Origin of the sequence: Shinella granuli (genome assembly GCF_004341885.1) — a bacterium.
GTDB lineage: Bacteria > Pseudomonadota > Alphaproteobacteria > Rhizobiales > Rhizobiaceae > Shinella > Shinella granuli.
This window is the reverse complement of the sequence record NZ_SLVX01000002.1, coordinates 62,622-85,863: the sequence shown is the minus strand read 5'-3', so window position 1 is coordinate 85,863 and position 23,242 is coordinate 62,622. Positions and strand designations below refer to the sequence as shown.

Genomic DNA, 23,242 nt, shown 5'->3' with positions numbered 1-23,242 from the left:
CCGAGGCGATCTGCATCGGTTTCGGTTGGAAGGGTCTACCGCGGTCACTTCTTGACGCGGTAGACCTCATGACAGCCTGCGCAATTGGGCCCGATCGTGCCGAGCGCAGCCCCGACCGCCGCCTGGTCCGCCGGCAGGCTGGCGAGCACCGTGTCGGCATCCGCGCCGAGCTTGGCGGCCTTGGCCTTGAAGTCGTCCATCGCCTCCCAGATCTTCGGGCTGGCTTCGGTCTCACTGCCCGCCTCCGAACCGGCCGGGAACTGGTCCGGGAAGGCCTTCGCCGCTTCGCTCATGGTGGTCAGGGACGCCTTGACGACGTCCGCATCATAGGGCTTTTCGCCTTTTGCGATGCCGGCAAGCGCGCCCATGGCCCCGCCGACCTTCTTCATTATCTCCTGGCGCACGACCTGCGGCTCGTCCGCCGCCACGACGGCCCCTGCGCCGATGACCGCAAGAGCGGCCGCGGCCGCCAAAGTCCTGAACTTCATCGGGTTCTCCCGGTTGCTGGCGGGCGGTTTCCTCCGCGCCGCCGGTTTACGATGCGCGGGCATCTTTGCATTTTGAACGATTCCAGACAGTAAAATCTTTTTGATGGCCCGCCATACAGCCGCATACCGGCCGTTCTTCACTCTTCCTTGACGCTTTGCGTGCAGACCAGAGGGATCGTCGAGGATTGGGCAGCGCCGGGTCAGCAATGCGTGCGTTCACAACCGCCTTTTGTGCCAATGTCAAAGCCATGGCGCCGTTCCATGGTGTCGTCATCGCCTATACCGCGGCGGTGCTTCTTATCGCAGCATCGCAGGGGGCGCTCGTTGCGGCATCCTACCAGCAATACCTGGCGAATTTCGGCCCCCTCTACTTCATCGGCCTGCCGCTGGTCACCACCATCACGCATGTGCTCCTGTGGTGCCTGCGATCGGACAGGCCCGGCCTGCGGACGATGGTTTCGGCCTTGCCCACCCTGTCGGGCAACATCGCCTCGGCCGTGGTGACGCTGGCGATGCTGATCCTGTTCATGGGATCGTTCACCACGTTCAAGACCCTCATGCCGGTTCTGATGGACGGGTTTCCCCATGACCGTGCGCAAGCCGATATCGATGCATGGCTTCATGGCGGCATGGATCCCGGGCCTGCCTTGCTGCAGGCTCTCGACTATCCGTTCCTCCTGAACATCCTGCAGTGGAATTACATGGTCGGCTGGATGGCCCTGGCCTTCATCCCGGCCTTCTTCATTGCTACCCGCAAGGATGCGAGCGCCATCCGGCTGCGCTACTTCCTGACCTTCGCCTCCGTATGGGTGGTGCTCGGCAGCCTGCTGGCCTGCCTGTTCCTTTCGGCCGGGCCCGTCTTCTATGCGGATGTCACCGGGGATGCCACGCGCTTCGGCGGCCAGATGCAGGTCCTGCTCGAGCGGATAGGACCGACACACCGGCCCTATCTCTGGCAAAGCTACGTGAACGGAACCATCGGGATCGGAACCGGCATTTCGGCCTTTCCAAGCGTCCATGTGGGCGTTGCGGCGATGAATGCGTTCCTGCTCTGGGACATCAACCGCAAGGCCGGCACCATCGGGTTTATCTATCTGGGCATCGTTGCCCTCAGCTCCGTCCTCTTCGGTTGGCACTATGCCATCGATGGCTACGTCTCCATCGTCGTCGTCGGGCTCCTGCATGTCGGCTTGAAACGGCTTTTTGCGAACCGCCTGCCGATGCCCGCCGCCGCCGCGATCACGTCTCCCAACCCCGCCACACCGTAACCACCGCGATCGCCACAAGCAGCACGCCGGCGGCGCGGCCAACGAGGCGCGTGGCGGCAGGGCTGCCGGTCAGCGCATCGCGGCTGCGGGCGGCGGCGAGCGCAAGGCCGCCATAGACGGCAAGCTGCGTCGCCCAGATCATGGCCAGCATGACGAGCGTCTGGCGCCACAGCGGGCCGAATTCCGGGCGCAGGAACTGCGGGAAGACGGCGAGCATGAAGAGATAGGCCTTCGGGTTCATCAGGCTCGTCAGCGCGCCCTGGCGAAAGCGGGCCACAAGGCCGCGCCGGTCGAGGCTGCCGACGGCATCGACGACGATCGAGGAGCGGAAGAGCTGCCAGCCGATGAAGGCGACATAGGCGGCGCCGAGGAGCAGCAGGCCGTTGAAGAGGCCCGGCGCGAAATGCAGCAGCATGCCGACGCCGAGCGCGGCATAGAGCGTGTGCACGAGGCCGCCCGCCATGATGCCGAAGGTCGCCGAGAGCCCCGCCCTGCGCCCGCCGGAGAGGGAACTCGCCAGCACGAAGACCATGTCCATGCCCGGCACGATGATGATGCCGGAGACGAGCAGGAAGAAGAGCCAGAGGTTTTCGCTGTAGGTCATGTCAGTTGTCCATTGCCGATATGCGCCCGGAAGCCCGCTGCCTCCTTGTGTTTCAAGCGCTTGAAGCGTGCTATAATGGAGACCAACTGACAGGGTTGTGTCAGTTGTGAGGGGAACGACCATGCGCAAGGCTTCGCGGCTGTTCGAGATCATCCAGATCCTGCGCCTCGCCCGCCACCCGATAACGGCGGCCGAGATCGCCGGGCGGCTGGAGGTGACGGTGCGCTCGATCTACCGCGACATCGCCGCCCTGCAGGCGATGCGCGTGCCGGTGGAGGGCGAGCGGGGCATCGGCTATATCCTGCGCCCCGGCTTCGACCTGCCGCCGCTGATGTTCTCGATCGAGGAGACCGAGGCCGTGGTGCTGGCGCTGGCGCTCCTGGAGCGAACCGGTGACGCGGAGCTGAAGGCCGCCGCCCGGCGGGTCGGCGACAAGATCGCCGGCGCCGTGCCGCCGCCGCTGCGCCAGACGCTCTCCGCCCGCGCCCTGCACGCCTGGGGCACGACGCCGCGCCAGCCCGAGGGCATCGACCTTGCCACGGTGCGCCGAGCGATCCGCGACGAGGAGACGCTGATGATCGACTACCGCGACGAATATGGCCGCGGCAGCGAGCGCACCATCCGCCCCATCGCCCTCATCTACTATTCCGAGACCGCCAATATCGTCGCCTGGTGCGAGCTGCGCGAAGCCATCCGCAATTTCCGCGCCGACCGGGTGGAGGCCTGCGAAACGACCGGCAGGCATTTCCGCGGCGAGGGCGACAGGCTGCGGCAGCTCTGGATTTCCGGCTGGGCGGAGAGCCGGCGGGATGCGGGGTGAGCGGGAACCTATGCGACCGCGCGCAAATCGAAATCGGCGTGGATGACGTCGAAGGGCACTTCGACCTTTCCGTCAGCGGTGCGCTCGATGATGCCCCATTCGGCGAGTGCCGTCACATCATCATGCACCCGCTTCACATCGCGGCCGAGCGCGCGCGCCAGCGCCCGGATGCTGCTCGGGCCGATCTTCTGCAAATGCTCGATCAATGCCCAGCGCTTCGGGCTGATCACGGAGAAAAGCTGCCCGGGCGAACTGAAGGTAAAGGTCGCGACCGGATCGGACGGCACCCCCGTCCGTGCTGCTTCGGCGGCACGCGCGAGGTTTTCGGACAGGACAGCGTCGGTATCGCTGCGGATCTGAATGCGGGCGCGCTTCATTCACGGCCTCCGTTTTGCAATCTCCGCCCGAAAATCCTCGAGCAGTGCGGCAATGGTGGAGAAGGCATAGGGACGCTCCTCCCCGTCGAGATGGCAATGATCGCCCTTGCCGCGCTCATTGTCGAAGCCGACGACACGCCGGCCGTTCCGCCCATAGAACAGGCGGTATTTGTAAAGATGGCTGCTTCCCGCAACGGGTTCGGGAACCCGCCAGAGCACGATCTCGATGATCGCGCCATCCGGCAGAACCGTTTTCGACCGCTCGAGAAGCACGGCATCCATGTTGGCATTTATGCCATCATCATGTCTTTTTGTCGACGAAAGAAAAAACCCGGCCGTTTCCAGCCGGGGTTTCCTGAACTCGAACGGGAAAAACGCCTTACTTCGTGGCGGCTTCGTAGCGCTCCAGGACGTAGTCCCAGTTGATCAGGCTGTCGACGAAGGCCTCGAGGTATTTCGGGCGGGCGTTGCGGTAGTCGATGTAGTAGGAGTGCTCCCAGACGTCGACGCCGAGGATCGGGCTTGCGCCGTGCACCAGCGGGTTCTCGCCGTTCGGGGTCTTGGAGATGGCGAGCTTGCCGTCCTTGACGGAGAGCCAGGCCCAGCCGGAGCCGAACTGCGTGGTACCGGCGGCGACGAAATCGGCCTTGAACTTGTCATAGCCGCCGAGATCGCTGTCGATCGCCTTTTGCAGGGCGCCCGGCAGGCTCTTGCCGCCGCCGCCCTTCTTCATCCACTTCCAGAAGTGCACGTGGTTGTAGTGCTGGCCGGCATTGTTGAAGAGGCCCTGGTTGGTGCCGTAGGACTTCTTGACGATCTCTTCCAGCGAGAGGTCCTGAAGGCCCGCTTCCTCGGCCAGCTTGTTGCCGTTGTCGACATAGGCCTTGTGGTGCTTGTCATGGTGATATTCGAGCGTTTCGCGCGACATGAAGGGCGCGAGCGCATCGTAATCGTAGGGAAGCGGCGGAAGTTCGAAAGCCATCGTGGTGTCTCCTCTTGGCGACGGAATTTTTTCAATGAAATCCGTGAGCGGAACATAGGAGCGGCAACCGGAAGAGGCAACCGCCCGGGTTCCAATTTTTCCTGACATGCGACAAAATCCTTCCCGTTTTCCATGTCGGATCAATGACAAATGGAACCGGATTCGATCTGAAACATTTTGTCCGACACCCCCGACACGGAGCCTGTCCATGCGTCTTCGCCTGCTTTGCGCCCTTCCGCTCCTGCTTGCCGCCCCGCTCGCCCATGCCTCCTCGCCCGATGCCTGGGAGGAATTCCGCGCCGATGTGGAGAAGAGTTGCCTGGCGAGCCTGCCGGAAGCGCTCGGCACGCCGAACGTCTTCGTCGAGCCGACGGGCACGCAGTCCTTCGGCCTTGCCGCGATCGAGGGGCTTTCACCGGAATCGAAGAGCCAGATCACCTATCTCTGCGTCTACGACAAGCAGAAGAAGACGGTGGAGGTCTCCCCGCCCATTGCGGCCGAATTCCTGCATGTGGTGCGCGAAAGCGAGCGCGAGGCGGCGGCGGCGGAACGGGCCAAGACGGGCGACAACAAGACGGTGGACGAGGCCGGGCAGGAATAGTCCGCCGTCAGATATTCCCGGCAAGGAAATCGATGAAGGCCCGGATGCGGGCCGCCAGGTGCTCGTGGCCGGCAAAGACGGCATGCACGACCTCGACCTCGCCGGGATTGTAGTCCTCCAGCAGCGGCACCAGCGTTCCGGCCGCAATGTCCTCCTCGACATGGAAGCGGCCGATGCGGCCGATGCCGAGGCCGTCGAGGCAGAGCTGGCGCAGGATGGCGCCGCTGGAGACCAGCATGTTGCCGGAGACCTCGCGCACCGCGACCGCCTTGCCGTCGCCGGACAGGAACGGCCAACCCTCCATGCTGCGGCGGAAGTTGAAGCGCAGGCAATTGTGGGCGACAAGCTCGTCCGGGTGCCGCGGCGTGCCGGCGCGGTCGAGATAGGCGGGCGCTGCGACGACGACCTCGCGGCTTTCCAGCAGCTTGCGCGCCTTCAGCGACGAATCGCGCAAGGGGCCGGAGCGGATGGCGACGTCGGCGCGCTCGCCGATCACGTCGATCACGCCGTCGGTCAGCGTCAGGTCCAGCTCGATTTCCGGATAGAGCGACAGGAAGGCCGGCGCCAGCGGCAGGATGTAGCGCTCGCCAAAGCCGACGGAGGCATTGACCCTCAGCGGCCCGCGCGGCACGACGCGCGCGCCCGCCGCCACGATGCGCTCCGTCTCGGCAATCTCGGCCAGGATGCGCCGCGCCCGGCCGAGATAGACCTCCCCTTCCGGCGTCAGCTCCAGCCGGCGCGTGGTGCGCACGAGAAGGCGCGCGCCCAGCCGGTCCTCGATGCGGGTGACGAGCTTGCTGACCGCCGAGGGCGACAGGCCGAGCTTGCGGCCGGCGGCCGAAAAGCTCTTCAGCTCCGCCGCCAGCACGAAGACATCCATTTCGCCGGCCCGGTTGTCCATGCGCCACCTTTGAATTCAATTCACATATTCTTATCCACTTGACCGGATTAACACGCAAGTGGCCCGGCGCCATATTCCGCGGCGAACCAGAAACGCAACCCAGCCAAGCCGTCCGCCTCAAGCCGGACGCGGGGATATGCCATGCCACTTGCCCTCTTCGCCCTGACGGTCGCCGCCTATGCGATCGGCACCACCGAATTCGTGATCGTCGGCCTGCTGCCGACCGTCGCGACAGATCTTGCCATCACCCTGCCGCTCGCCGGCCTCATCGTTTCCGTCTACGCGCTCGGCGTCACCTTCGGCGCGCCCGTGCTCACCGCCCTCACCGGCCGGCTCGGCCGCAAGCCGCTGCTCCTTTGCCTGATGGCGCTCTTCGTTGCCGGCAATGCGCTGGCGGCACTGGCGCCGGGCTACGGCGTGCTTCTGGCCGGCCGCGTGCTCTCGGCCTTCGCGCACGGCGTCTTCTTTTCCGTCGGCGCCACCATCGCGGCCGACCTCGTTTCGCCCGACCGGCGCGCCTCGGCCATCGCCATGATGTTCATGGGCCTCACTGTCGCCATCGTCACCGGCGTGCCGCTCGGCACCGTCATCGGCCAGAGTTTCGGCTGGCGCGCCACCTTCTGGGCCGTCGCCGGGCTCGGCCTTGTCGCCTTCGCCGCCATCGCCGTCCTGCTGCCGTCGAACCTGCGGCGGGAAAAGCCGGCGGGCCTTGTGGAGCAGGTGCGCGTGCTCGGCTCCGGCCGCCTCATCATCGTCTTCGCCATGACGGCGCTCGGCTATGGCGGCACCTTCGTGACCTTCACCTTCCTCTCGCCGCTGCTGCAGGAGGTCACCGGCCTTTCGGCGGGCACGGTCAGCCTCGTGCTCGTGCTCTATGGCGCGGCCATCGCCCTCGGCAACATCGTCGGCGGCAAGGTGGCGGACCGCGATCCGGTGAAGGCGCTCGTCGTGCTCTTCGCGCTACAGGCCGCCGTGCTGGTGCTCTTCACCTTCACGGCGCCCGCCCCGGCCTTCGCGCTCGTCACCCTCGCCGCGCTCGGCTTCCTGTCCTTCGCCAACGTGCCCGGCCTCCAGCTCTATGTCGTCGACATGGCGCGGCGCCATCGCCCGGCCGGCGTGGACGTCGCCTCGGCGCTCAACATCGCCGCCTTCAACCTCGGCATCGCGGCCGGCGCCTGGATCGGCGGGCTGGTCGTCGCCTCGCCGCTCGGCCTCGGCGCGACGCCCGCAGTCGGCGCCGTCCTCGTCGCCGCCGCGCTCGGCCTGACGCTTCTCAGCGGCGCCCTCGACCGGCGCGAGCGCGCCCGGCCGGGCGCCGCCTGCCAGCCGGCCTGAAACCCTTGCCCCCGCCGGGGCGTTACCAACCCATTCCCGGCAGTTCCGAACGCAAAACCGCCACGCAGATTTGCTGGAATTGCCTGCGCTCCGGCGGGCCATCAACCTGAAAGGAGAATTCCAATGAAAACCGTCAACGCCAATGGCGCCCACATCCCTGAGCTCGGCTTCGGCACCTTCCGCATGCCGGAACCCGAAGTCCTCGCCATCCTGCCGAAGGCACTCGCCGAGGGCTTCACCCATGTCGATACCGCCCAGATCTACGACAACGAGGCCGCCGTCGGCGCGGCCATCGAGAAATCCGGCATCGCGCGCGACAGCCTCTTCCTCACCACCAAGGTCTGGGTCGACAATTACGGCCGGGACAGGTTCGCCGCCTCGGTGGAGGAGAGCCTGAAGAAACTGGGGACCGACCATGTCGACCTCCTGCTCCTGCACTGGCCGAACGAGGCGGTGCCGCTGGAGGCGCAGATCGGCGAACTCAACGCCGTGCGCGAGCGCGGCCTTGCCAGGAATATCGGCGTCAGCAACTTCAACAGTGCCCTGATGGCCGAGGCCGTGCGCCTCAGCACGGCGCCGCTCGCCACCAACCAGGTCGAATACCATCCCTATCTCGACCAGATGAAGGTGCTGGAAGCGGCCGAGACCTACGGCATGGCGCTCACCGCCTATTACGCGATGGCCGACGGCAAGGTGCCGAACGATCCGGTGCTGAAGGAGATCGGCGCGGCGCATGGGAAATCGGCGGCGCAGGTCGTGCTGCGCTGGCTGATCCAGCAGCCCGACGTCGTGGCGCTCACCAAGACGGCGACCGAAAGCCGGATTGCCGAGAACCTCGCCGTGTTCGACTTCGTGCTGTCACCGGACGAGATGATGCGCATCCACCGGCTCGCCCGCCCGGACGGCCGCATCGTCAGCCCCGACGGCCTCGCCCCGGCCTGGGACCGCGCCGCCTGACATTGTCCAGGCCCCTCCCGCGGGCAACCGCGGGAGGCAGGAACAACCTGATGCAGCGATGATCCGACCGATCCGTGTTGCAGACCGTATGCGGCCATCTCGAGTACAATCTAAAATTTCATCAAGTTGCACAAATGTAACTTATACTTGCAATTTCTTCAGGAAACATTACGCTCCGAACGCTGCCACCAAGGCGCGGGATGGAGGAAAAAATGTCGATTACCTTGAATGAGGCAATGAAGAGCCGTTTCGCCATAAAGGTATACGGGCTCGAAATTTCGGACGGAGACGCAGTTGTAAAGGCACTGGGCGTGGAGACGGTGAAAGCCCCCGTACTCGCGATGGTGTATTCCTTTTCCATGGGGCAATTTTGCCGGAGGCTGACGATCCCGATGCCTCTCCTGCTTGTGGGCCCCGGCAAGATCGTCTCCAAGGACGACGATTGCGCGAACAGGCTTGAAAACGAGAAGGTCTGGAGCCTGTCGCCGGACGACAGCATCACGGCCCTTTCGATTGAAGAGGGCAAAGCATCCGAGATCCTCGATGAAATCAGCACCAGGGGCGTCGACGGGGGATTGAATATCGAAAATCCGCGTTTCGAGAACGGAAGGCTTTGCGCGACGATCCATGCCTGGGCGAAGATCGAGATATTTGGCGCGAAAGTGGGTTTTAACGAGCGGGTTCCGCTCTGCATCCCCCTGCAGGGGTGCTATCCGATCTGGTCGATAGAAATTGCGAAAATCGAAGCCTGTTTCCGCGCGCCGTCCGAGCTTTGCGTGCGGCTTTGCGTGGGCAAATGGGGGATCGAGAAGTGCTGGGATGCCTGCGTCCACATCCCCTTGGTCGCGAGCCAGGCCGCGTCGCTTCCGGAAGCCGCATGCGGCTGCAAACACTAGATCCTTACGCAAGCCTGCTGCGATAGACGCCCGGGACGGCCAGAGCCGAGCGAGTGCGAATGCGCCCGCTCGGCAACCGCCCGGGCGCGGCTTGCCTGCCCGCGCCTCATCATGCACCCGGTTCGCCCGCCCCTTCCCAAACAGGGTCCCGATCCGATATGGAGGGTGCGCGCCCGGTGCGGCGCCGGGAGCCCTTCATGCAGTCCTCATCCTCAACCGTCTTCTCGCCGGACTGGCCGGCCATTGCCGCCGTCATTCTCGGCGTCACCGCCTTTTCCGTGGCGCAGGGGCTCACCTATCCGCTGATCTCGCTGACGCTGGAGGCGCGCGGCTTCTCCCCGGCGCTGATCGGCGTCAACGCGCTCGCCTTCGCCGCCGGCCTTGCCGCCTCGACGCTGCTCCTCGGCAGCCTGACGGCGCGCTGGCGGGCCGACCGGCTGATCATCGCCAGCCTCGTCGGCTGCTCGCTGTGCCTTGCCACCTTCGCGGCGTCGTCCTCCTTCGCCGTCTGGTTCGTCGCCCGCTTCCTGCTCGGCTTCTTCGCCAGCCTCATCTTCATGCTGGGCGAGGCCTGGCTCAACGCCGCCTGCCCGGACCGGCTGCGCGGCCGGGTCTCCGGCATCTACGGCGCCGGCATGTGCGCCGGCTTTGCCGCCGGGCCGCTCGCCATTCCGCTCCTCGGCAGCGAGGGCGGGCTCGGTTTCGCACTGACCGCCGTCTACCTCGCCATCGTCGCCTTTGCGACCGCCATGCTGATGTTCTCGACCAGGACGGTGCCGGAGCCCTCCTCCACGGGCGACGTCTTCCGCTTCTTCAAGGCCGCGCCGCTGCTCGTCGGCATGGTCTTCGTCTTCGGTTTCGCCGATATCGCGGCCATCTCGGCCATGCCGGTCTATTTCGTGAAGATGGGGCATACGGAGGCCTTCGCGGCGATCAGCGTGACCGTGCTGGCCCTGCCGACGGCGATCGCCCAGCCCTTCATCGGCCTCCTGCTCGACAAGCTGCCGCGCGAGCGCGTCGCCCTTGCGGCCGTCAGCACCGCGGCGGCGAGCTATCTCGCCCTGCCGTCGATGCAGTCGGAAATCGCCATCCTCTCGGTCTTCGCGCTGATGGGCACGGCCACCTTCTCGCTCTATACCTGCGCGCTGACCATGCTCGGCGAGCGCTACAGCAGCGCCATGCTGGTGGCCGGTTCGGCCGCCTTCGCGCTCGCCTATGCGGCCGGCAGCGGCGCGGGCTCGGCCCTGACGGGCGCGATCATGGAGGCCGGCGGGCCGAAGGCCGGGCCGCTCTCCGTCGGCATCGGGCTGACGGTCTTCACCGCGGCGCTGATGATCGCGCGGCGGCGGTAGGGTGGCCTGCAGGGCCGCTTTGTCTGTGCTTATCGCCTGTGGAAGGAAACCGTCGCCCCATTCCCTTCTCCCCGCGGGGGAGAAGGAGAGAGGCTTGCTCCCAAGGCAAATTTTCCGGCCGGGAGTGCTGCACGGCAAGGCCCTTGTGTGGAGGAGGCTTCACCGCATAGGCGACGGCCGCGCCGCCCGATCAGACGAACTGGCTGAGACCCGGTACGGAGGCGACGACTTCGTCGACCACCTCGGCACCGGCATGCTCGCGGGCGACCGCCATGGTTTCCCTGGCAAGGCCGGTGATCTCGCCCATGCCGAGACCCTGGCTCATCAGCTGCTGGCCGAGGCCCATGACGCCGCCGCCGCCGATCGCGCTCATCAGCCCGCCGAGCAGGCCTTCGCCCGCGCCTTCGCCATTATACTTGGCGACCAGTTCGGAGGCGCCCGGAATGGCCTCGATCATGCGGGCGACCGGGCCGTCGGCGGCCTCGCGCTGCAGGAAGCCGAGCATCATGCCGATGGCCTTTTCCGCCAGGGCGGCATCGATACCGACGGCATCGGCAACGCGGGTGACGAGTTCGTTCATGGAAAACCCTCCGAAAGGAATTGACGTTAACGTCAAGGTAAATGAAATCTCCGGCAAACTCAAGCCGGCCGCGCGAGGCTTTCATGGCCGGTTGGCCGCCCCTTGAAAGCGTGTTGTTCCCGTGCCGGACTATCCTTATAACCTGCCTGAGACGATTCAATGAAAACCTGCCCGGCGCGGCGATCCGCCCGCCGGCAGCGATCGGGTCAGAACGGCGCCAGGGAGTTTCAACGTGACGGAATCCATTCTTCAGGACGGAAAACTCTATATCGGCACCAGCCGCAAGCCGGACGATACCAACAACAAGCCGGAATATCTGGAGCTGAAGTTCGGCAACCGCCACGGCCTCGTGACGGGGGCCACCGGCACAGGCAAGACGGTGACGCTGCAGATCCTCGCCGAGGGCTTTTCCAATGCCGGCGTGCCGGTCTTCTGCGCCGACGTGAAGGGCGACCTCTCGGGCATCGGCGCCATCGGCGAGGCCAAGGATTTCCTGCAGAAGCGCGCCGACCAGATCGGCCTTGCGCCTTACGAATTCCAGCAGTTCCCGGTGATCTTCTGGGACCTCTACGGCGAGAAGGGCCATCGCGTCCGCACCACCATTTCCGAGATGGGGCCGCTCTTGCTCTCGCGCCTGATGAACGCGACGGACGCGCAGGAAGGCGTCATCAACATCGCCTTCAAGATCGCCGACCAGGGCGGCCTGCCGCTGCTCGACCTGAAGGATTTCCAGGCGCTGCTCAACTATATGGGCGAGAACGCCTCGACGCTCTCCAGCCAGTTCGGCTTCATCTCCAAGGCCTCGGTCGGCTCGATCCAGCGCGAGCTGCTGATCCTCGAACAGCAGGGCGCCGAGCAGTTCTTCGGCGAGCCGGCGCTGAAGATCTCCGACATCATGCGCACGACCAATGACGGGCGCGGCGCGATCTCGGTGCTCGCCGCCGACAAGCTGATGATGAACCCGCGCCTCTACGGCACGTTCCTGCTCTGGATGCTCTCGGAACTGTTCGAGGTGCTGCCGGAAGTGGGCGATCCCGACAAGCCGAAGCTCGTCTTCTTCTTCGACGAGGCGCATCTTCTGTTCAACGACGCGCCGAAGGTGCTCACCGAGCGTGTCGAGCAGGTCGTGCGCCTCATCCGCTCCAAGGGCGTCGGCGTCTATTTCGTCACGCAGAACCCGCTCGACGTGCCGGAAACGGTGCTCGCCCAGCTCGGCAACCGCGTGCAGCACGCGCTGCGCGCCTATACGCCGCGCGAGCAGAAGGCGGTGAAGACCGCCGCCGACACCTTCCGGCCGAACCCGGACTTCAACTGCGCCGAGGTCATCACCCAGCTCGGCACCGGCGAGGCGCTCGTCTCGACGCTCGAAGGCAAGGGCGCGCCCTCCATGGTGGAGCGCACGCTGGTCCGCCCGCCGGCCTCGCGCCTCGGCCCGGTCACCGAGGCCGAACGCAGGGAGATCATGAATGTCAGCCCCGTCGCGGGTCTCTATGACGAGGATTTCGACCGCGAATCCGCCTACGAGATCCTGACCGCGCGCGCCAAGAAGGCCGCCGAGGCGGCGCAGAAACAGGCGGAGGCCCAGGAGGCGAGCCCGCAATCCTCCGGCGGCAGCCGCTGGACCCTGCCCGGCTTCGGCGACGACGAACCCGCCGCCCAGCCCGCCCCCAAGCAGCCGAAAGCCCGCTCCGGCTACCAGCGCGAGACCGTGGCGGAAGCCGCGATGAAGTCCGTCGCCCGCACCGTCGCCTCCTCGCTCGGCCGGGCGCTGGTGCGCGGCATCCTGGGGAGCTTGCGGCGGTAGAGGGCGTTGCGGGCGGGGCGGCCCCTCATCCGGCTGCCGCCACCTTCTCCCCGCAAGCGGGGAGAAGGGATTTGTGGCAAGGTCCCGTCTTGTTTCCGCCGGTCCCTCTTGCAGGAAACCGGATCGGCATCCCCTTCTCCCCGCTTGCGGGGAGAAGGTGGCGGCAGCCGGATGAGGGGCCATTCGCCCCGCTTGCCAAACCCCGCAAGCCGATGGTATCCCTTCCCCGTTCGCAACACGTAACAGAGGGCTGCGCGTGAAGACCGACTTCCTGCCGAACCGCACGCATGGTCCTGATCTTGCCCTGCAGATGCGTTTGCAGGGCTGATCGGAACGAACACACTCTTCTTCTGGTCCGCCTTACCGGCGGGTGCGGCTTCAGCCGCATCCATCTTTCCTGAGTCATTTCGCGTGATCGACGGCCGATGCCGCGCCGCGGGGCTCCGAAGACCAGAGATCGTTCCATGTCGCTCATCACTATCCGCGCCCTCGGCGTCACCCTTTCCACCCCGCTTTTCGCCAATCTCAACCTCTCCGTCGCCGCCGGCGACCGGATCGGCCTCGTGGCGGCCAACGGGCGGGGGAAATCCACCCTGCTCAAATGCATCACCGGCGCATTCGAGCCGACGACGGGCGAGATCTTTCGCGCCCGCGGCCTCACCGTCGGGCATATGGAGCAGGACCTTCCCGCCGGCCTTGAGGCGCTCACCTTCCGCGAGGCGGTGCTCGGCGCGCTTTCTTTCGAACAGCAGGACAGCGAAAGCTGGCGGGCCGATGTGACGCTGGAGGAGCTGGAGGTGCCCGAGGCGCTGCGCGAGCGGCCGCTCGGCCAGCTCAGCGGCGGCTGGCAGCGCATCGCGCTGATCGCCCGCGTGCGTGTCGGCGAGCCAGACGTGCTGCTGCTCGACGAGCCGACCAACCATCTCGACCTTTCGAAGATCGCCCGGCTGGAGGGGTGGCTCGCGAGCCTGCCGCGCGACATGCCGGTCGTCATCTCCAGCCACGACCGCGCCTTCCTCGACGCCGTGACCAACCGCACGCTGTTCCTGCGCCCCGAGCGATCGCAGCTCTTCGCGCTGCCCTATTCGCGCGCCCGCGCGGCGCTCGACGCGGCGGACGCGGCCGAGGAGCGGCGCTTCGAGAAGGACATGAAGGCGGCCCAGCAACTGCGCCAGCAGGCGGCAAAGCTCAACAATATCGGCATCAATTCCGGCAGCGACCTCCTGGTGGTCAAGACCAGGCAGCTCAAGGAACGGGCCGAACGGATCGAGGACGCCGCGTGGCCCGCCCATCAGGAGCGCCCGGCCGGCGCCATCCGCCTTGCCAACCGCGGCACCCATGCCAAGGTGCTGGTGACGCTGGAGGACGCCGCCGTCAGGACGCCCGACGGCACGCTCCTCTTCCGCACCGGCCGGAAATTCATCTGCCAGGGCGACCGCATCGTGCTGCTCGGCCTCAACGGGACCGGCAAGACGCGCCTCGTCCGGCTGCTGCGCGACGCGATCGCGGCAGCGGGCGCCGGCCATGAGGGCATCAAGGCGACACCCTCGCTGGTGCTCGGCTATGGCGACCAGGCGCTGTCGGACCTTTCGGACGCCGAGACGCCGCACGGCACGATCATCCACCGCTTCGACATCGGCGACCAGCGGGCGCGCAGCCTCCTGGCGGGCGCCGGGCTTTCCATCGAGATGCAGGGGCGGCCGGTGGGGCAGCTCTCCGGCGGGCAGAAGGCGCGGCTCGGCATGCTGGTGCTGCGGCTGACCAACCCGAACGTCTACCTGCTCGACGAGCCGACCAACCATCTCGACATCGAGGGCCAGGAGGCGCTGGAGCGGGAGCTGACGGCAAACGAGGCGAGCTGCCTCATCGTCTCGCACGACCGCGCCTTCGTGCGGGCGGTGGCCAACCGCTTCTGGCTGATCGAGAAGCGCCGGCTCATCGAGGTGGACGGGCCCGAGGCCTTCTTCGCCGAGGCGGCCTTGCCGGGGTGAGCCGTCCGCTGACTGCCGGGCATCCCCTTGAGAACAAGACTATCGCTTGTGAAAGGAACCCGTCGCCTCCTCCCCTTCTCCCCCGCGGGGAGAAGGGGAGAACGGCACCGGCGAACTCCATATGCGATCGCCCGCCTCGCCCGGAAATGGCGGCCGTCAGCCGATGCGCGGGTCGCCGCGAAAATCCTCGCGGGAAAAGCCGATCCGGCGCGCCGGGTGATCGCACAGCGCCTGCACGCCGAGCGGCGAGAGGCGGATGCGCCAGGTCTGACGCTCCACCGGCCTTGGCGCGGCAAAGGCGGAGGCGGTGAGGAGCGCCATGTTGGCGCCGCCGGCCGGATCGCGCACCGAGCGGTAGATTATGGCGGCAAGGCCGGCCGCCCGCGCGCCGTCGGCCAGCGATTGGCAGGCGGCGTAGTCGGTCGGGTGCGTCCAGAGGGCGGCGTCCCGGTCGAGCGGCGGGACGGTGAGGTCGATCGCCGCGCCGGTGTCGATGAGGGCGGAAAAGGCGGTGTAGTCGGCGGCATTGGCCGGGAGCGGCGTTGCGGGCGATTCGGCGAAGAACAGCAGCCGGTAGAAGGCCATTTCGCAAAGCGCCGTCTCGACGGAAAGCCCGGCATAGTAGACGCCGAGCGTGCGCCCGGCGCGGCGGAAGCGCGAGCCGTGCGGATAGACCGCACCGTAGCGGAAGGGGGTGGCGAGCAGATAGTCGAGGCCGGCGCATTCCGGCGGCAGCACCGGCTTGCTCTCCTCCAGAAGCTCCTCCAGCAGCGCCTGCTCGTCCAGCGTATCGACGAGCTTCAGCGTCGAGACGCGGTGCTGCGCCTCGACGAAACGCCAGACGGGCCCCGAAAAGGACCGCGCCTCAGACGAGAGCGCGGCGGGCGTCCAGATAGGCAAGGACATCGACAAGGCCGGAAATGGAGACGATGCGATCGACGGGGCGCGCGCCGAGCACGCTGTTGTCCGCCGTCATCCAGGCGCGGGCGACACCCTCGTCGCCGCCGGTGATGGCATCGAGCGAGCGGAAGAGGCGCACGAGCAGCACCGCCAGCTCGAACGGCTTGGTGCCGCGCTCCAGGAGCACGTCCTGCCGCTTCAGCCGCGACACGGTCGCCTCCGAGACCCCGATGACCGCCGAGAGGATGCGCGCCGTCAGCCCCAGCCGCTCCGCCGCCGTGACGGCCGCCTTGGTGAGCACGGCGCCTTCGGCATTGGCATTGATGACGGGCTTGCGCTGCATGGCACGATCTCCTTTCAGGAGAAAGAATATAGCAAATCTTTTTCTTAAGACAAGGGGTGATCATCTCGGGCCGGGACGGCCGAGGTTGGCGGGCAGCCGGGGCGGGCTGTCCTCGCGCATGACAAAAGGCCCGGAGGCTGGGGCTCCGGGCCTTTCGCTCAAAGGTCTGTGCCGGGGACGCTTACTTGCAGACCTTGATCGTCTTGAAGATCACATTGCCGTAGTAGTCGTAGGCCTTGACCTTCTTGATGAAGCAGTGCGGCTTGTAGCCGTAGCTGTAGTAGCCGGCCTGCGAGGGGGCGGCAAAGGAGACGGCGGCGATGGCGGCGGAAACGATGATCTTGCGCATGGGGTCTCTCCTGATCTCTTGTTGGGGATGAGCCTCTCTCATCCGGTGATCAGAAGGTCTCACATCCCCTCGCCCCGCGCTGTTCCGGATGGAACAGGAAAAGGCCGCCCGGAGCTTTTTCCGGACGGCCTTGTTTTTCGATCGGCGGGGACCGGTCAGGCGACGGTGGTCTTGACGTCGAGATTGCCGCGGGTGGCGTGGCTGTAGGGGCAGACGACGTGGGCCTTCTTGACGAGGTCCTCGACCACGGCCTTGTCGACGCCGGGCACGGAGACTTCGAGCGAGGCTTCGAGGCCGAAGCCGCCGCCATCCTCGCGCGGGCCGATGCCGACGGTCGCCGTGACCTTGGCGTCATCGGGGATCTTCACCTTCTCCTTGCCGGCGACGAATTTCAGCGCGCCGAGGAAGCAGGCCGAATAGCCGACGGCAAACAGCTTTTCCGGGTTGGCGCCGGCCGCGCCGTCGCCGCCGAGTTCCTTCGGCACGGTGAGCGTGACGTCGACGGTGCCGTCCTCGGTTGCGCCATGGCCGGCGCGGCCGCCGGTTGCGGATGCCTTGGTTCTGTAGAGAATGGGCATGGACTGTCTCCTTCCTGGTTTCGTTGGTGATGGAACCTAGATAGCGCAAAATTAGATTGCGCGCAATATGATTTTGCAAATTGCAATTTCGGCCATTTGTGCGACAATGCCAGCATGACCGACAAACGTGACGAAGCTGAGACGGACGACATTCCGGCGGGCATGCTGGCGCTGGACCAGCAGCTCTGTTTCGCCGTCTATTCCGCCGCCCATGCGCTGAACCGCACCTACAAGCCCCTGCTCGATCCCTACGGCCTCACCTATCCGCAATATATCGTGCTGATGACGCTGTGGGAGGAGGACGGGCGCACGGTGAAGGGGCTCGGCACGACGCTGGGCCTCGATTCCGGCACGCTCTCCCCTCTCCTCAAGCGGCTGGAGGCGGCCGGCTACATCCACCGCGCCCGCGACAGGAGCGACGAACGGCAGGTCCTCGTCACCCTCACCGACAAGGGCCATGCGATGAGGCGCGAGGCGGTGGGCATCCGCCTGCAGATCGGCAAGGCGACCGGCTGCTCGATCGAGACCCTGCAGGCCCTGACCGCCGATCTGCAGGCCCTCACCGGACGGCTCGACAGCGGCACGACGCGGGACGACGACACCTGAAAAGGTGGATTTTACCGTATCCTCCCCTTACGGCACCTGTTCGCGATTCAACCTTCGCGCTAGAGTGCGCGCGGCGGTCGAACCGCGAAGGGGGCATTCTTGGTTTCTGCATGGTCCTGGCAAAGGGCGAACGTCGCGGCGAGCCTCTGGTGCATCGCCGTGGGCCTCGCCATGATGGCGCTCTGGCTGGCCGAGCCCGCCGGCCTTGCGGCGCGCCATCCCTGGCTGTTCGGCATGAAGTTCAATGCGGCGCTCGCCTTCGTCGTCATCGGCACGGCGCTCGGCCTTGCCGCGCGCGGCCACAAGCGCCTGCCGGCGCTGATGACGGTGCCGGTCTTCCTCTACGGCGCGCTCGCGCTGTCCCAGCATCTCTTCGGCATCGATGCCGGCATCGACACGTTGCTGCACAGGCCCTTCGTCGACATCGGCACCAGCCTGCCGGGGCGGATCGCTCCCAACACGGCGCTCTGCCTGATGCTCGTCAGCCTGGCGCTGGCGCTGCGCGCGCACAGCGGCAGGAGCGGCATGCTGCAGGTGGCGCTCGGCTTCATCGCCTTCATCATCGCCGCCGCCGCCCTGATCGGCTATGCGATCGCGCTGGATTTCGCCCATGACTGGATCCGCTTCACGCGCATGTCCTTCCAGAGCGCAAGCTGTTTCGTCGCGGTCAGCATCGCGCTCATCTTCGCCGGGACGGAGACGGCCGGTTATCAACGGGTGACGCTTGCCGGCATGCTCGGCCTTGCCACCTACCTCCTGCTGCTCGCGATGAGCTATTACGAGCTGGGGCGCTACGAAGCCTCGTTCGGCATCACCTTCTCGCGGGACGGCGCGAACGCCCGCTCGACGCTCTCCTCGCTGGTGCTGATCTCCGGCGCGCTCTATGGCGGCCTCGTCGCCCATCTCTACGTCTCGTCCCGCCGCGCGCGGCGCATGGCGGCGGATCTCGCCGAAAGCCGCGCCCGGCTCACCGCCATCATCGACAATGCCGTGGACGGCGTCATCACCATCGACGACCGCGGCATCATCCTGTCGGCCAATGCCGCCTGCAGGCGCATCTTCGGCTTTTCGCCGGAGGAGATGACGGGGCGCAACGTCAACATGCTGATGCCGGAGCCCTATCACAGCGAGCACGACCGCTACATTTCCAACTACAACCACAGCGGCGAGGCGAAGATCATCGGCATCGGCCGCGAGGTGGAGGGCCGGCGCAAGGACGGCACCGTCTTCCCGCTCGACCTTGCCGTCGCCAAGCTGGAGCTCGACGGCACGGTCATCTACAGCGGCGTCGTGCGCGACATTTCCGAGCGCAAGGCGAGCGAACAGGCGCTGATCGAGGCCAATGCCGAGCTGGAGGAATTCGCCTACCGCACCTCGCACGACCTGCGCTCGCCGATCGCCTCCTCGCTCGGCCTGCTCACCATCTCCAAGGACATGCTGGCGGACGGCGAGCTTACCGCGCTCGGCCAGACGCTGGGGCGCATGGAGCAGAATTTCCGCCGGCTCGACCACCTCATCCAGAACATCATCACCATCACCCGCAACCGGCTGATGGAGGAGGAGGAGCGGCCGATCGCGCTGCGGACGCTCGTTTCCGAAGCGATCGACGCGCTGTCGCATCTGGAGGATTCCAAGCGGATCCGCATCGAAAATCATGTGCCGGCGGAATTGACAATCGTCAGCAAGCCGTCGAAATTCCAGGTCATCGTCGGCAACATGCTCTCCAACGCGGTCAAATATCACGACCCGAAGGAAGCCGAGCCGGCGATCGACATCCGCGCCTTCCGCTATGCCGGCAAGCTGCGGCTGTCGGTGGAAGACAACGGCCTGGGCGTTCCGCCCGCAAGCCGCCATTTGTTGTTCAAGATGTTCAAACGGCTGCACCCGAACCGGTCCTTCGGCAGCGGGCTCGGCCTCTACATATTGAGAAAGAGCGCGGAAGCCCTCGGCGGCACGGCGCTCTATGAAGCTAGAGATAAGGGCAGCCGGTTCATCATAGAACTGCCCGACGGGGACCGAGCATGAATATCCAATCGATCCTGGTCGTCGACGACGACGAGAACGACCAGTTCATCTGTGAATACACCATCCGCAAATACGATCCGTCGATCCGCATCCTGAAGGCGTTCGACGGTTCGGAGGCGCTCGACATCCTGCACCGCGAGACGCCCGACGCCATCATCCTCGACATCAACATGCCCGTGATGAACGGCTTCGAGTTCCTCGACCGCTATGCCGAGGAGTTCGAGGTGCACGCCCCCGTCGTCGCCATGCTGACCAGCTCCCATCTCGGCAAGGACCGCGAGCGGGCGATGCAGTACAGCTTCGTGAAGAGCTATTTCGAAAAACCCCTGCAGGCCGATCACCTGCGCATCATGGCGGAACTGCTCGACGAATAGTCGTGAGGCGCGGTGATGGCATCCGGCGCCCCCTCTGGCCTGCGCGGCGCTCCCCCACAGGGGACAGGGCCATCGCGTATGGAATGAAACCGTTGCCCCCATCCCCTTCTCCCCCGCGGGGAGAAGGTGCCGGCAGGCGGATGAGGGGGATGGCGAAGGCGCAAAGGCTCTATCCGAGCCACCCCCTCATCCGACCCTTCGGGCCACCTTCTCCCCGCGGGGGAGAAGGGAAGAACGGGACCGTTGAACCCCATATGCGATGGCCCTGTCCCCTGTGGGGGAGCGCCGCGCAGGCCAGAGGAGAGCCGCGGAGGAAGCGCCGCAACCACCACACTCCCCTACAATTTAGCCCCCCCTCCCGCTTTCCCCCTCCCTTTCGGAAAATCCTTCGCCATAGTGGCCGCATGTCCACGATTCGCCCCCTGATTCCCCTCCTCGTCACCGCTGGCATCCTGATCGGAGGAAACGGGCTGCAGGGCACGTTCATCGCGCTGCGCGCCTCGCAGGAGGGGTTCTCCACCGCGGTGATCGGCTTCGTCGGCGCGGGCTATTCCATCGGCTTTGCCATCGGCTGCATCTATGTGACGCGGGTCCTGCGCGCCATCGGGCATATCCGCACCTTCTCCGCCATGGCGGCCATCGCCTCGGCCTCGGCGATCGCCATGGTGCTGATCATCGACCCGATCTTCTGGTTCGCCATGCGGCTCGTCGCCGGCATCTGCTTCGCCAGCCTGTTCGCCACCGTCGAGAGCTGGCTGAACGCCGCCGTCACCAATGCCAACCGGGCGCGCACCCTCTCCGTCTACCGCGTCGTCGACCTCGGCTCGGTCACGGCGGCGCAGTATCTCATCCCCGGCATCGGCATCGGCGGCTTCGAGCTCTTCGCCATCGTCGCCATGGCGCTGTCGCTGTCGCTGGTGCCGATCTCGCTCGCCGACCGCTCCAGCCCGACGGTGCCGGAGGCGATCCGCTTCGACGTGAAGAAGCTCTGGAACATCTCGCCGCTGGCGACCGTCGGCTGCATCGTCGTCGGCCTCACCAATGCCGCCTTCCGCAATCTCGGGCCGATCTATGCCCATGACATCGGCCTCTCGGTAACGGCGATCGCCAGCTTCATGAGCGCCGGCATCGTCGGCGGCGTGGTGCTGCAATATCCGCTCGGCCTCTATTCCGACCGGCTCGACCGGCGGCTGATCATCCTCGTGGCCACGCTCGGCTCGGCGCTCGCCGCGCTCTACCTCGCCTTCTTCGCCGGCGGCGACGAGGTGAGGAACCTCGTCGGCATCTTCGTCTTCGGCGCCTTCGCCATGCCGCTCTATTCGCTCTGCTCGGCCCATGCCAACGACCATGCGGGCGAAGGCGAACATGCGCTGGTCTCCGCCGGCATGCTGTTCTTCTGGTCCTGCGGGGCGATCATCGGCCCGCTCTTCGCCTCGGTGCTGCTGCAGTTCTTCGGCCCGCAGGCGCTTTTCCTCTACACCGCCGTCATCCTCGTCGCCTTCATGGCCTATACGGCGCTGCGCATGAGCGCCCGTCCCGCCGTGCCCGCCGGGAAACGGCGCAGCCGCTTCCGCAACCTCCTGCGCACCTCCTTCTTCTTCAACAAGCTCGCCGACAAGGACCGCAACGGCGATCCGTGAGCCTGCGGCAATCTGGTCGGGCGGGGCTTATTGCTGAGCCATGTGCTCAGGTTTAGAAGCAAGGGGACGCACCGGAGGGACCGCCATGCTGACACGCCGCACGCTGATGAAGGGCGCACTCGTCGCCGGGGCCTATGCCGGCGGCGTCGGCCTTGCGGGGCGCTTTGGCGGGCTGGCGAAGGCCGAAGCGGCGGCAACGCTCGTAGCCCGCCCCGGCGAGGCGATGATCACCGACAAGGGCCCGACAAAGGGCGTCATGACCTATGGCGACGCCGAGATCCCGCCGGTGCTGCGCATGCGGCGCGGCGAGGCTTTTGCGCTGCGCCTCGACAACAGGCTCGACGAGCCGACGACGATCCACTGGCACGGGCTTCGCATCGACAACAGGATGGACGGCGTGCCCTTCCTGACGCAGCCCTATGTCTATGGCGGCGACGGGTTCGACTATGCCTTCACCCCGCCCGATGCTGGCACCTTCTGGTATCACCCCCATTGCAACACGCTCACCCAGATCGGCCGCGGCCTCGCCGGCCTCGTCGTCGTGGAGGACCCGGCGGATCCCGTCTTCGACGCCGAGATCGTGCTCAACCTGCGCGACTGGCGGCTCGGCGGCGACGGCCAGTTCATCGCCCAGTTCAAGCCGCGCGACGCCGCCCGCGCCGGCACCTTCGGCACGGTGCGCACCGCCAACTGGCGGCAATCGCCGCAATATGACGCGCCGGCCGGCGGCCTCGTGCGCCTGCGCCTTGCCGCAACCGACGTCACCCGCATCCTCGCCCTCCAGATGGAGGGCGCCGAAGCCACGGTCATCGCCCTCGACGGCAACCCGGCGGCGACGCGCTTTGCGCTCGACCACCTGATGATCGGCCCCGGCCAGCGGCTCGACCTCGTGCTGCGCATGCCCGACACGGAGGGCGCCGTCGCGGCGCTGAAGGACCTGCGCGGCACGAAGCCGGCGACGCTCGCCACCTTCCGCGCTACCGGCGCCTCGCTGAAGCGCGATGCGCGCGACCTGCCGCCGCTTGCGCGAAATCCCCTGCCCGAGCCGGACCTTGCCGCCGCCACAGAAATCCCCTTCATCCTCAGCGCCTCGGCGGAGGAGCGGCCGAAGGACGGCATCTGCGGCTCGCTCGGCTACAATTTCTGGGCCATCAACAAGGTGCCGTGGGCAGACGACACGGGCGACCCGACCGCCCCGCTCGCCGAAATGAAGGCGGGCAAAACCTACATCTTCAACGTCGAGAACCCGACGCCGCAGGTCCACCCCCTCCACCTGCACGGCCTCGTCTTCCGGCCGATGAACTCCAACAAGCAGGCGATCCGCCCGCATTTCTCCGACACCTACCTCATCCTGCCGGACGAAAAGGTACAACTCGCCCTCGTCGCCGACAATCCGGGCGACTGGGTGTTCCATTGCCACATCATCGAGCACCAGAAGACCGGCATGACGAGCTATGTGCGGGTCGTCTAG

The 23,242-nt window shown here is 66.3% G+C and carries 25 protein-coding genes; 14 read left to right on the top strand and 11 right to left on the bottom strand.

All coding sequences use genetic code 11. The features are described from left to right. Window positions 1-44 precede the first annotated feature (44 nt). A complete protein-coding gene (locus EV665_RS03585) occupies window positions 45-488 on the bottom strand; it encodes a c-type cytochrome (protein ID WP_064329461.1) in 444 nt (147 codons plus the stop codon). 248 nt (window positions 489-736) lie between these two features. On the opposite strand from EV665_RS03585, the gene EV665_RS03580 reads away from it, so the two are divergent. Then, entirely contained in the window at window positions 737-1,756 is a 1,020-nt protein-coding gene (locus EV665_RS03580) for a phosphatase PAP2 family protein (RefSeq protein ID WP_162852962.1), read from the top strand. On the opposite strand, the gene EV665_RS03575 is transcribed toward EV665_RS03580, so the two are convergent. Further along, window positions 1,728-2,360, bottom strand: coding sequence for a LysE family translocator (locus EV665_RS03575; RefSeq protein WP_133033125.1), 633 nt, complete (start codon window positions 2,358-2,360; stop codon window positions 1,728-1,730). The genes EV665_RS03580 and EV665_RS03575 overlap by 29 nt on opposite strands. 121 nt (window positions 2,361-2,481) lie before the next feature. Here EV665_RS03575 and EV665_RS03570 point away from each other — a divergent pair, with 121 nt between their 5' ends. Next, window positions 2,482-3,180 (top strand): helix-turn-helix transcriptional regulator, encoded by a 699-nt coding sequence (locus EV665_RS03570; RefSeq protein WP_133033124.1) that lies wholly within the window; start codon window positions 2,482-2,484, stop codon window positions 3,178-3,180. An 8-nt stretch (window positions 3,181-3,188) separates the two neighbouring features. Here EV665_RS03570 and EV665_RS03565 read toward each other — a convergent pair whose 3' ends face one another. The 3 genes from EV665_RS03565 to EV665_RS03555 form a co-directional block, all read right to left on the bottom strand. Continuing rightward, the gene (locus tag EV665_RS03565) at window positions 3,189-3,557 is read right to left on the bottom strand and encodes an HVO_A0114 family putative DNA-binding protein (protein ID WP_133033123.1); all 369 of its coding nucleotides are present in this window, start codon (window positions 3,555-3,557) and stop codon (window positions 3,189-3,191) included. Then, entirely contained in the window at window positions 3,558-3,839 is a 282-nt protein-coding gene (locus EV665_RS03560) for a toxin-antitoxin system TumE family protein (RefSeq protein ID WP_133033122.1), read from the bottom strand. It abuts the gene before it with no gap. A gap of 97 nt (window positions 3,840-3,936) precedes the next feature. Next, window positions 3,937-4,539, bottom strand: coding sequence for a superoxide dismutase (locus EV665_RS03555; protein WP_064329455.1), 603 nt, complete (start codon window positions 4,537-4,539; stop codon window positions 3,937-3,939). 208 nt (window positions 4,540-4,747) lie between these two features. Here EV665_RS03555 and EV665_RS03550 point away from each other — a divergent pair, with 208 nt between their 5' ends. Beyond that, a complete protein-coding gene (locus EV665_RS03550) occupies window positions 4,748-5,140 on the top strand; it encodes a hypothetical protein (RefSeq protein WP_133033121.1) in 393 nt (130 codons plus the stop codon). A gap of 7 nt (window positions 5,141-5,147) precedes the next feature. Here EV665_RS03550 and EV665_RS03545 read toward each other — a convergent pair whose 3' ends face one another. Then, the gene (locus EV665_RS03545) at window positions 5,148-6,041 is read right to left on the bottom strand and encodes a LysR family transcriptional regulator (protein WP_133033120.1); all 894 of its coding nucleotides are present in this window, start codon (window positions 6,039-6,041) and stop codon (window positions 5,148-5,150) included. A gap of 141 nt (window positions 6,042-6,182) precedes the next feature. Between EV665_RS03545 and EV665_RS03540 the strand changes: the two genes are divergently transcribed. The 4 genes from EV665_RS03540 to EV665_RS03525 all read left to right on the top strand — a co-directional run bounded on the left by EV665_RS03540 (window position 6,183) and on the right by EV665_RS03525 (window position 10,581). Continuing rightward, on the top strand, window positions 6,183-7,376 hold the full coding sequence (locus EV665_RS03540; protein WP_133033119.1) for an MFS transporter: 1,194 nt from the start codon (window positions 6,183-6,185) through the stop codon (window positions 7,374-7,376). 123 nt (window positions 7,377-7,499) lie between these two features. Beyond that, window positions 7,500-8,333, top strand: coding sequence for an aldo/keto reductase (locus EV665_RS03535; RefSeq protein WP_133033118.1), 834 nt, complete (start codon window positions 7,500-7,502; stop codon window positions 8,331-8,333). Window positions 8,334-8,545: 212 nt separating this feature from the next. Next, window positions 8,546-9,229 carry a hypothetical protein gene (locus EV665_RS03530; protein WP_133033117.1) on the top strand — a complete coding sequence of 228 codons (684 nt, stop codon included), beginning with the start codon at window positions 8,546-8,548 and terminating at the stop codon, window positions 9,227-9,229. A gap of 197 nt (window positions 9,230-9,426) precedes the next feature. After that, window positions 9,427-10,581 (top strand): MFS transporter, encoded by a 1,155-nt coding sequence (locus tag EV665_RS03525; RefSeq protein ID WP_064332453.1) that lies wholly within the window; start codon window positions 9,427-9,429, stop codon window positions 10,579-10,581. Between the two features lie 190 nt (window positions 10,582-10,771). On the opposite strand, the gene EV665_RS03520 is transcribed toward EV665_RS03525, so the two are convergent. Continuing rightward, on the bottom strand, window positions 10,772-11,161 hold the full coding sequence (locus tag EV665_RS03520; protein ID WP_064329449.1) for a hypothetical protein: 390 nt from the start codon (window positions 11,159-11,161) through the stop codon (window positions 10,772-10,774). A 244-nt stretch (window positions 11,162-11,405) separates the two neighbouring features. On the opposite strand from EV665_RS03520, the gene EV665_RS03515 reads away from it, so the two are divergent. Both EV665_RS03515 and EV665_RS03510 read left to right on the top strand, forming a co-directional pair. After that, window positions 11,406-12,965 (top strand): helicase HerA-like C-terminal domain-containing protein, encoded by a 1,560-nt coding sequence (locus EV665_RS03515; protein ID WP_133033419.1) that lies wholly within the window; start codon window positions 11,406-11,408, stop codon window positions 12,963-12,965. Between the two features lie 464 nt (window positions 12,966-13,429). Further along, window positions 13,430-14,956 carry an ABC-F family ATP-binding cassette domain-containing protein gene (locus EV665_RS03510; protein ID WP_133033116.1) on the top strand — a complete coding sequence of 509 codons (1,527 nt, stop codon included), beginning with the start codon at window positions 13,430-13,432 and terminating at the stop codon, window positions 14,954-14,956. Between the two features lie 156 nt (window positions 14,957-15,112). Here EV665_RS03510 and EV665_RS03505 read toward each other — a convergent pair whose 3' ends face one another. The 4 genes from EV665_RS03505 to EV665_RS03495 form a co-directional block, all read right to left on the bottom strand. Next, window positions 15,113-15,862 carry an RES family NAD+ phosphorylase gene (locus EV665_RS03505; protein ID WP_133033115.1) on the bottom strand — a complete coding sequence of 250 codons (750 nt, stop codon included), beginning with the start codon at window positions 15,860-15,862 and terminating at the stop codon, window positions 15,113-15,115. Then, entirely contained in the window at window positions 15,822-16,199 is a 378-nt protein-coding gene (locus EV665_RS03500; protein WP_133033114.1) for an MbcA/ParS/Xre antitoxin family protein, read from the bottom strand. Before EV665_RS03500 ends, EV665_RS03505 begins: the two co-directional genes overlap by 41 nt. Before the next feature lie 181 nt (window positions 16,200-16,380). Beyond that, a complete protein-coding gene (locus tag EV665_RS32205) occupies window positions 16,381-16,548 on the bottom strand; it encodes a hypothetical protein (protein ID WP_162852961.1) in 168 nt (55 codons plus the stop codon). A gap of 155 nt (window positions 16,549-16,703) precedes the next feature. Further along, entirely contained in the window at window positions 16,704-17,126 is a 423-nt protein-coding gene (locus EV665_RS03495) for an organic hydroperoxide resistance protein (protein WP_064329445.1), read from the bottom strand. Window positions 17,127-17,240: 114 nt separating this feature from the next. Here EV665_RS03495 and EV665_RS03490 point away from each other — a divergent pair, with 114 nt between their 5' ends. From EV665_RS03490 to EV665_RS03470, 5 genes are all read left to right on the top strand, one after another. Next, complete coding sequence (locus EV665_RS03490; protein ID WP_064329444.1) at window positions 17,241-17,732, top strand: MarR family winged helix-turn-helix transcriptional regulator; 492 nt, start codon at window positions 17,241-17,243, stop codon at window positions 17,730-17,732. A 99-nt stretch (window positions 17,733-17,831) separates the two neighbouring features. Beyond that, window positions 17,832-19,757 carry a sensor histidine kinase gene (locus EV665_RS03485; protein WP_133033113.1) on the top strand — a complete coding sequence of 642 codons (1,926 nt, stop codon included), beginning with the start codon at window positions 17,832-17,834 and terminating at the stop codon, window positions 19,755-19,757. Continuing rightward, a complete protein-coding gene (locus EV665_RS03480; protein ID WP_064329442.1) occupies window positions 19,754-20,131 on the top strand; it encodes a response regulator in 378 nt (125 codons plus the stop codon). The genes EV665_RS03485 and EV665_RS03480 overlap by 4 nt, the downstream gene beginning before the upstream one ends. Window positions 20,132-20,535: 404 nt before the next feature. Beyond that, a complete protein-coding gene (locus EV665_RS03475; RefSeq protein ID WP_064329441.1) occupies window positions 20,536-21,771 on the top strand; it encodes an MFS transporter in 1,236 nt (411 codons plus the stop codon). 85 nt (window positions 21,772-21,856) lie between these two features. Further along, complete coding sequence (locus EV665_RS03470) at window positions 21,857-23,242, top strand: multicopper oxidase family protein (RefSeq protein WP_133033112.1); 1,386 nt, start codon at window positions 21,857-21,859, stop codon at window positions 23,240-23,242.

What these genes read in the sequence shown, in the direction of transcription:
- EV665_RS03490 (WP_064329444.1), top strand. Translation starts at nt 17,241, where the DNA reads ATGACCGACAAACGTGACGAAGCTGAGACGGACGACATTCCGGCGGGC.
- EV665_RS03535 (WP_133033118.1), top strand. Translation starts at nt 7,500, where the DNA reads ATGAAAACCGTCAACGCCAATGGCGCCCACATCCCTGAGCTCGGCTTC.
- EV665_RS03550 (WP_133033121.1), top strand. Translation starts at nt 4,748, where the DNA reads ATGCGTCTTCGCCTGCTTTGCGCCCTTCCGCTCCTGCTTGCCGCCCCG.
- EV665_RS03470 (WP_133033112.1), top strand. Translation starts at nt 21,857, where the DNA reads ATGCTGACACGCCGCACGCTGATGAAGGGCGCACTCGTCGCCGGGGCC.
- EV665_RS03500 (WP_133033114.1), bottom strand. Translation starts at nt 16,199, where the DNA reads ATGCAGCGCAAGCCCGTCATCAATGCCAATGCCGAAGGCGCCGTGCTC.
- EV665_RS03560 (WP_133033122.1), bottom strand. Translation starts at nt 3,839, where the DNA reads ATGGATGCCGTGCTTCTCGAGCGGTCGAAAACGGTTCTGCCGGATGGC.
- EV665_RS03570 (WP_133033124.1), top strand. Translation starts at nt 2,482, where the DNA reads ATGCGCAAGGCTTCGCGGCTGTTCGAGATCATCCAGATCCTGCGCCTC.
- EV665_RS03545 (WP_133033120.1), bottom strand. Translation starts at nt 6,041, where the DNA reads ATGGACAACCGGGCCGGCGAAATGGATGTCTTCGTGCTGGCGGCGGAG.
- EV665_RS03585 (WP_064329461.1), bottom strand. Translation starts at nt 488, where the DNA reads ATGAAGTTCAGGACTTTGGCGGCCGCGGCCGCTCTTGCGGTCATCGGC.
- EV665_RS03525 (WP_064332453.1), top strand. Translation starts at nt 9,427, where the DNA reads ATGCAGTCCTCATCCTCAACCGTCTTCTCGCCGGACTGGCCGGCCATT.
- EV665_RS03510 (WP_133033116.1), top strand. Translation starts at nt 13,430, where the DNA reads ATGTCGCTCATCACTATCCGCGCCCTCGGCGTCACCCTTTCCACCCCG.
- EV665_RS03575 (WP_133033125.1), bottom strand. Translation starts at nt 2,360, where the DNA reads ATGACCTACAGCGAAAACCTCTGGCTCTTCTTCCTGCTCGTCTCCGGC.
- EV665_RS03530 (WP_133033117.1), top strand. Translation starts at nt 8,546, where the DNA reads ATGTCGATTACCTTGAATGAGGCAATGAAGAGCCGTTTCGCCATAAAG.
- EV665_RS03580 (WP_162852962.1), top strand. Translation starts at nt 737, where the DNA reads ATGGCGCCGTTCCATGGTGTCGTCATCGCCTATACCGCGGCGGTGCTT.
- EV665_RS03540 (WP_133033119.1), top strand. Translation starts at nt 6,183, where the DNA reads ATGCCACTTGCCCTCTTCGCCCTGACGGTCGCCGCCTATGCGATCGGC.
- EV665_RS03475 (WP_064329441.1), top strand. Translation starts at nt 20,536, where the DNA reads ATGTCCACGATTCGCCCCCTGATTCCCCTCCTCGTCACCGCTGGCATC.
- EV665_RS03565 (WP_133033123.1), bottom strand. Translation starts at nt 3,557, where the DNA reads ATGAAGCGCGCCCGCATTCAGATCCGCAGCGATACCGACGCTGTCCTG.
- EV665_RS03505 (WP_133033115.1), bottom strand. Translation starts at nt 15,862, where the DNA reads ATGTCCTTGCCTATCTGGACGCCCGCCGCGCTCTCGTCTGAGGCGCGG.
- EV665_RS03480 (WP_064329442.1), top strand. Translation starts at nt 19,754, where the DNA reads ATGAATATCCAATCGATCCTGGTCGTCGACGACGACGAGAACGACCAG.
- EV665_RS32205 (WP_162852961.1), bottom strand. Translation starts at nt 16,548, where the DNA reads ATGCGCAAGATCATCGTTTCCGCCGCCATCGCCGCCGTCTCCTTTGCC.
- EV665_RS03520 (WP_064329449.1), bottom strand. Translation starts at nt 11,161, where the DNA reads ATGAACGAACTCGTCACCCGCGTTGCCGATGCCGTCGGTATCGATGCC.
- EV665_RS03555 (WP_064329455.1), bottom strand. Translation starts at nt 4,539, where the DNA reads ATGGCTTTCGAACTTCCGCCGCTTCCCTACGATTACGATGCGCTCGCG.
- EV665_RS03495 (WP_064329445.1), bottom strand. Translation starts at nt 17,126, where the DNA reads ATGCCCATTCTCTACAGAACCAAGGCATCCGCAACCGGCGGCCGCGCC.